Below are 5,780 nucleotides of genomic sequence, written 5' to 3'. Positions count from 1 at the left end.
CCTGAGTTTCGTTTCCATTGGAACCCGCTTTCGGAAAAGGACGGCCCTTTGGCAGGTGGACAAACATAAAACCCAAGCATCGTGACTTTTTACATTTTGATTCACCAGATGGTTCAATCCTCTGTGCGAAAATCCGGTTAGTTATGAACATTTTGACATATTCATGGGATTATATGAACAATGTTCATAGAAACATATAAATATCATTGCCCAGATAAAAAATGGGAGAGTTTCACTGAGATTGCAATACATACCTAGAGTACCAAAAGCCGCTTCCAGTGGAAACAAAACTCCCAGGGAGGTATGTCTTGTTTAACTTTATTCAAACTGCAAACACTTATGTTTTCTATAAATGTCCTCATATGGCCTCCAATGAACTGCAGTGGATACACACTTATGTTCATTCTTCTTTCAGAGGAAACTCCTGGACTTTCATCGGAGCCTTTTACAAACACAAATTTTCATGAACTTGGATGTTCATTGAACCAGGCCGTTTCCCCTGCACCCAAAAGGGTTAATAGTTCCGATGCCCTATTTCTACTGGTGGTTTCTCGTGGATGGCACTCAGGTACTTGGATGGCTCCGGGCCGGTAGGGACGATGCGGAGGACATAGTTGATCTCCCCTGGGATGTCAGGGAGCTTGAAAACGGTCTTTACCTTGCCTCCCATCCGAAGATGCCCTTCGACCTCCTCGTATCCTTCGATGACACCTTCGTCCACCTCGCTGTCCCTTTGGGGCTTGAAACATACCCCCTCAACAACGAGGATAAGGTCAAGGTTTACCACACCCTTCTCCGCCTCAACGGGGGTATAAACCTGATGAAGTTTTCGCTCGAGGGAATGAACGATGAGGTCTATCTCCTGGCCGATTTAGACCTCAAGAGCCTCAGCAAAGACGAATTCAACGACGCCCTCACGGCACTCCTCTTCGGCCTCCTTACGGCGGTCTCGACACTCGGTCTGGAGGAGGAGTTTAAGCAAAGCCTCATGGAGAGAGTAGTCGCTATGGTCTACGAGAGGATCCGGCAGGGTAAAAAACGGGAGGAGCTGCTCGACTTTCTCGTTTCCAGGGTGGGCATGGAGAAGAAAGATGCCGAGGCACTCCTTAACGAGCTTACCGGTGGGACGGACAGCAACGTAGGCTACATCTAAACTTTGAAATGTCAACGGTTTGGGTGGATGCTTGGGGTATGCTCCTCCGCCACAGGCATTGGCGATAAGACATTTCCAAGGCGACCTCCTTCTTCATGTATTCTTTTACATCCTCCTGTTAAGGAAGGAATATAAACCCAACCAACACATTCTCTATGCTTTCCGGTGTATCCGGTGCTTCCGGTGGAAATGGTTGGATGTTTAAGCCATATCTGCCCCGATATGTGAATAAATATCATTATATTAAATAAAATCTGGATATTCGCCAAAACATAGGCCTAATAACTGTCACATAGTTACACAGGGGGTATTGTTTCCAGTGGAGCGTGAGAGCATGAGAGACTACCTGGGCTCGATATTCGACAAGTACCTCAACGCCAAAAAGATATTCAAGAACAAGGAGGTCCTCAGGCACAGCTATACCCCAAAGGAGCTTCCCCACAGGTACGAACAGATAGACGAGCTGGCTCACATACTCGTTCCCGTTCTGAGGGGTGAAACTCCCTCCAACGTCTTCGTCTATGGGAAGACAGGAACCGGTAAGACAGTCACCGTAAAGTTCGTGACTGAAGAACTGAGGAGGATATCCCGGCGCTACGACATCCCGGTTGAGGTCATCTACATAAACTGCGAGATAGTTGATACTCACTACCGCGTTCTGGCGAGGATAGTGAATCACTTCAAGACCGAGAGTGGAATCGAAGTTCCCCTCGTCGGCTGGCCGACCGATGAGGTCTACGCAAAGCTGAAGGATGTTATAGACGCTAAGGAGCGCTTCGTCATTATAGTCCTCGACGAGATAGACAAGCTCATAAAGAAGAGCGGTGACGACATCCTCTACTCTCTAACGAGGATAAACACGGAGCTTTCGAGGGCGAAGGTCAGCATAATCGGCATCTCGAACGATCTGAAGTTCAAGGAATATCTCGATGCACGGGTTCTCTCAAGCCTAAGTGAGGAGGAGGTCGTCTTCCCGCCCTACGATGCAAACCAGCTTAGGGACATCCTCATGCAACGCGCCAGGGGGGCCTTCTACGAGGGCGTCCTCGACGATGCAGTTGTCCCACTCTGTGCCGCTTTGGCAGCTAGGGAGCACGGCGATGCTAGGAGGGCCCTCGACCTTCTCCGCGTAGCGGGAGAGATAGCCGAGCGCGAGGGGGCCAGCAAGGTGACCGAGAGGCACGTTTGGAAGGCCCAGGAGAAGATAGAGCAGGACACTATGGAGGAGGTCATAAAGACGCTTCCGCTTCACTCTAAGGTTCTCCTCTACGCGATAGTCATGCTTGACGAGAACGGTGAGTTGCCGGCGAACACCGGGGACGTTTACTCCGTCTACAAATCCCTCTGTGACCATCTGTCCGTTGAACCGCTAACCCAGAGGCGCGTCAGCGACCTCATAAACGAGCTTGACATGCTCGGAATAATCAACGCGAAGGTAGTGAGCAAGGGCCGTTACGGCAGGACGAAGGAGATACGCCTGAACATCACCCCGTACATGGTCAAGAACATCTACCGGCACGACGACCAGGTTAGGAGCCTCCTCACTCTTAACATGTCCAGGCAGAGGAGGTTGTTCTGATGCTGGTTGATGACCTCCTCAAAAACGGCTATCTGATAACGCCATCCGCCTACTACCTCTTGGCGGATCACTACGGGAGAGAGTTTGGCCTGGCGGAGCTGATAAAGTTTGCGAAATCCCGGGGAACATTTGTGGTAGACTCTGCCCTTGCCGAGGACTTCCTCAGGAGCCTTGGTCTCGTTTCCAGTGGAGTTCCAGAGGAAGCTGCCCCCGTAAGCACTGAAGGAAATGAAACCCTTGAGGGTTATCTTGGGCAGAGGGATTCTCTTGAGGCTCCCTCTGGGGAAAAACCATCTGGGGGTGTTGAAAAACCGGAAATCTCTCCGGTTGTTTCCGAACCTCTTTCTAAAGAATCTGCTCCAGGGAAGACCTCTGTTTCCACTGGAACACCGCCTGAAGAAAAACCTTCTGAAGTCTCTACTGCGGAAGGGGGGGAACCTGAACCCGTGAATGTTGAAGGCCATAGTTCTGTTTCCACTGGAATTTCCCTTGAAGGGGGAACTTCTAAGGGCTTTTCTGATGTGAAAGAAGAATTCACAGTGGAGATTTCAGAGGGGGAGAGTTTTGTTTCCACTGGAGACATTGGGGGTGAGGATGAAGCCCGGGGCGACTCCGGAGCGGTTGATGAAGTTGGAGAAGTCGCTTCAGAGCGGGCACTTCCAGTGGAGAACGGCAACGGTTACGGTCTCACCTCGGACTCCGAGGAGTACTATGAAAACGGGGAGATAAAACCGAAGATAGTCTACGGTGACTACGGCGTTCCCATAGCCTACGTTGCCGAGGATGTCGAGGGCGAGAAGAGCTACTCCGTTTATGAAGACGTTGTGATAACTCCAAAGGAAGGCTTCGTCTACCGGGCGAGGGAGATTCCCAATGATTACCAGCTTGTCTTTGATCTCAAGAACGTGAAGTTCGAGGCGCCCAAGGTCAAGAACGCCGCGAGCAAGGAGGGGGAGGTCATAATCCAGGCCTATTCAAACTACTTCAGATCGAGGCTCAGGAAGATGAAGAAGCTCCTCCGCGAGAACCCGGAAGTGGGGGGTGTTGTTGACATAGCGAAGCTCTCCTACGTCCGGGACGAGGAAGTCACAATAGTCGGCTTGGTCAGCGATAAGAGGGAGACTCCCAAGGGCTTTATCTTTGTCCTTGAGGATTCAACGGGCATGATGAAAGTCTTCGTGAACAAGAACAACGGCGAGGCCGAGAGGCTCAAGTCTGTGATGCCCGATTCTGTCATAGCCGTCAGGGGAAGACCCGGAAGAGGCATATTCTTCGCGAGCAAGGTTTTCCTCCCGGATGTGCCAAAGTTCAGAAAGAGGAAGCCGCCCCTTGAGGAGAAGGTCTATGCCATCCTCCTCAGCGACATCCACGTCGGCAGTAACAAATTCTGCGAGAAGGCCTTTGAGAAGTTTCTTGAGTGGCTGAACGGAGAAGTTAACAGCAGAACCGAGGAGGAGCTCGTTAGCAGGGTTAAGTATTTGATACTCGGCGGTGATGTCGTTGACGGTGTCGGCATCTACCCCGGTCAGTACAACGAGCTCGCCATACCCGACATCTTTGACCAGTACGAAGCTTTAGCCAACCTCCTGAGGAACGTGCCTGAGCACATAACTGTTTTCATCGGTCCCGGAAACCACGACGCAGCTAGAACCGCACTGCCCCAGCCAGGTTTTTACGAGGAGTACGCGAGACCGCTCTTCAAGCTCAAGAACGCCGTCATAATCAGCAATCCCGCGGTGATAAGGCTCCACGGGAGGGACTTCTTAATAGCTCATGGGAGGGGCATAGAGGACGTCGTTGACTTTGTCCCTGGGAGAAGCCACCACCAGCCGGCCGAGGCCATGATGGAGCTCCTCAAACTGAGGCACCTCGCCCCGACCTTCGGCAACAAGGTTCCCATAGCCCCAGACCCGGAGGACACTCTCGTGATAGAGTCCGTCCCTGACCTCTTTCAGGCAGGCCACGTCCACGTCCTTCAGTACTTAACCTACAACGGTGTCTTCGTCATAAACACCGGAACCTGGCAGGCCCAGACCGAGTTCCAGAAGATGGTGAACATTATTCCAACGCCGGCGAGGGTTCCGATAATAGACGTCGAAACGGCCCGTCTGAGGGCAGTTGTTAACTTCGACCAGTTCTGCGAGGGGATTTGATGCTAAGGGATTTAATAAAGGATTTAAATTCCCTGAATATTATTGGAGGAGAGCTCGAAGGGAGGCCATGAGAATGAAAAATACGCAGGCTTTGATAGACATCATGGTGTGGATAACCGAAGGAGAATACACTTCAAATGAGCTGAAACTTTTTGAGGATGCAAAGCAATTATATGAACTCCAACTTGCCAAGATGGAATTTTTGAACTTCTCTACAGATCTTGATGAGTTCATTAAGAGGGCAGCCTATTTTGAGGAAGTTCTCGGCAAGAAAAGCTGGCACTATTACATAAGTTCTGTGAAGGGAAAGGGTCAAATCGGACATACAAACCAGTATATAACTCATTGGTTTTATCCATATAAGGGCAAGTTCCACGGGCAGATGGTTAAGGCGCTCATAAACTTTGCAAACGCTAGGAATTCGGATGTAGTTCTTGATCCATACCTCGGCTCTGGAACTACCCTCATAGAAAGTTCCCTCTTGGGTCTCCCAGGTAAAGGTGTCGAAATAAATCCTGCACTTGCCATAATCTCCCAGATAAAACTCGACTCTCTAGGTATTTCATATCCAGAGCTCTCCAAGATGTTGACTCCCACTTTGTTGAATGAGGCCTTTAAGTATTTTAAGAATCTCAAAGTCCACCCCAATTCGATAAAACCGACGGTTGAAGAGCATCTTAACGCAAGAGAACTTCTTGAACTGCTATGGGATTCGTATTTTCCCAGATCCCCACTTCACGAACTCCCCTTTGAGTGGCGTAACTTCCTAATGCTGGTATATCTTCACGCACTTTCTGACTATACTTATCTAAAGGGGACCCGAAAAGAAAAATCCCTCCAGGAGTTCTTCCATGAGGATCTTCAGGAATACCTCAAAACAATTGAAGGTACTTAC

The 5,780-nt window shown here is 50.1% G+C and carries 4 protein-coding genes; all 4 read left to right on the top strand.

From position 1 onward, the window contains the following. The first annotated feature begins 526 nt into the window (after positions 1-526). Positions 527-1,153 carry a DNA-binding protein gene (locus MVD07_RS07225; RefSeq protein ID WP_297500174.1) on the top strand — a complete coding sequence of 209 codons (627 nt, stop codon included), beginning with the start codon at positions 527-529 and terminating at the stop codon, positions 1,151-1,153. A 334-nt stretch (positions 1,154-1,487) separates the two neighbouring features. Then, positions 1,488-2,732: an ORC1-type DNA replication protein gene (locus tag MVD07_RS07220; RefSeq protein ID WP_297500171.1), complete on the top strand. Its 1,245-nt coding sequence runs from the start codon at positions 1,488-1,490 to the stop codon at positions 2,730-2,732. Further along, positions 2,732-4,885, top strand: a complete 2,154-nt coding sequence (locus MVD07_RS07215; RefSeq protein WP_297500168.1) for a DNA-directed DNA polymerase II small subunit — start codon at positions 2,732-2,734, stop codon at positions 4,883-4,885. Before MVD07_RS07220 ends, MVD07_RS07215 begins: the two co-directional genes overlap by 1 nt. Next, on the top strand, positions 4,851-5,780 hold a 930-nt coding region (locus MVD07_RS07210; RefSeq protein WP_297500165.1), incomplete at its 3' end, for a DNA methyltransferase. The genes MVD07_RS07215 and MVD07_RS07210, both read left to right, overlap by 35 nt.

Origin of the sequence: Thermococcus sp., assembly GCF_027008145.1 — an archaeon.
GTDB lineage: Archaea > Methanobacteriota_B > Thermococci > Thermococcales > Thermococcaceae > Thermococcus.
This window is presented reverse-complemented; position numbering and strand designations above follow the sequence as displayed.

Excerpts from the sequence above, each read along its gene's own strand:
- MVD07_RS07225 (WP_297500174.1), top strand. The coding sequence starts at position 527 with ATGCCCTATTTCTACTGGTGGTTTCTCGTGGATGGCACTCAGGTACTT.
- MVD07_RS07220 (WP_297500171.1), top strand. The coding sequence starts at position 1,488 with ATGAGAGACTACCTGGGCTCGATATTCGACAAGTACCTCAACGCCAAA.
- MVD07_RS07215 (WP_297500168.1), top strand. The coding sequence starts at position 2,732 with ATGCTGGTTGATGACCTCCTCAAAAACGGCTATCTGATAACGCCATCC.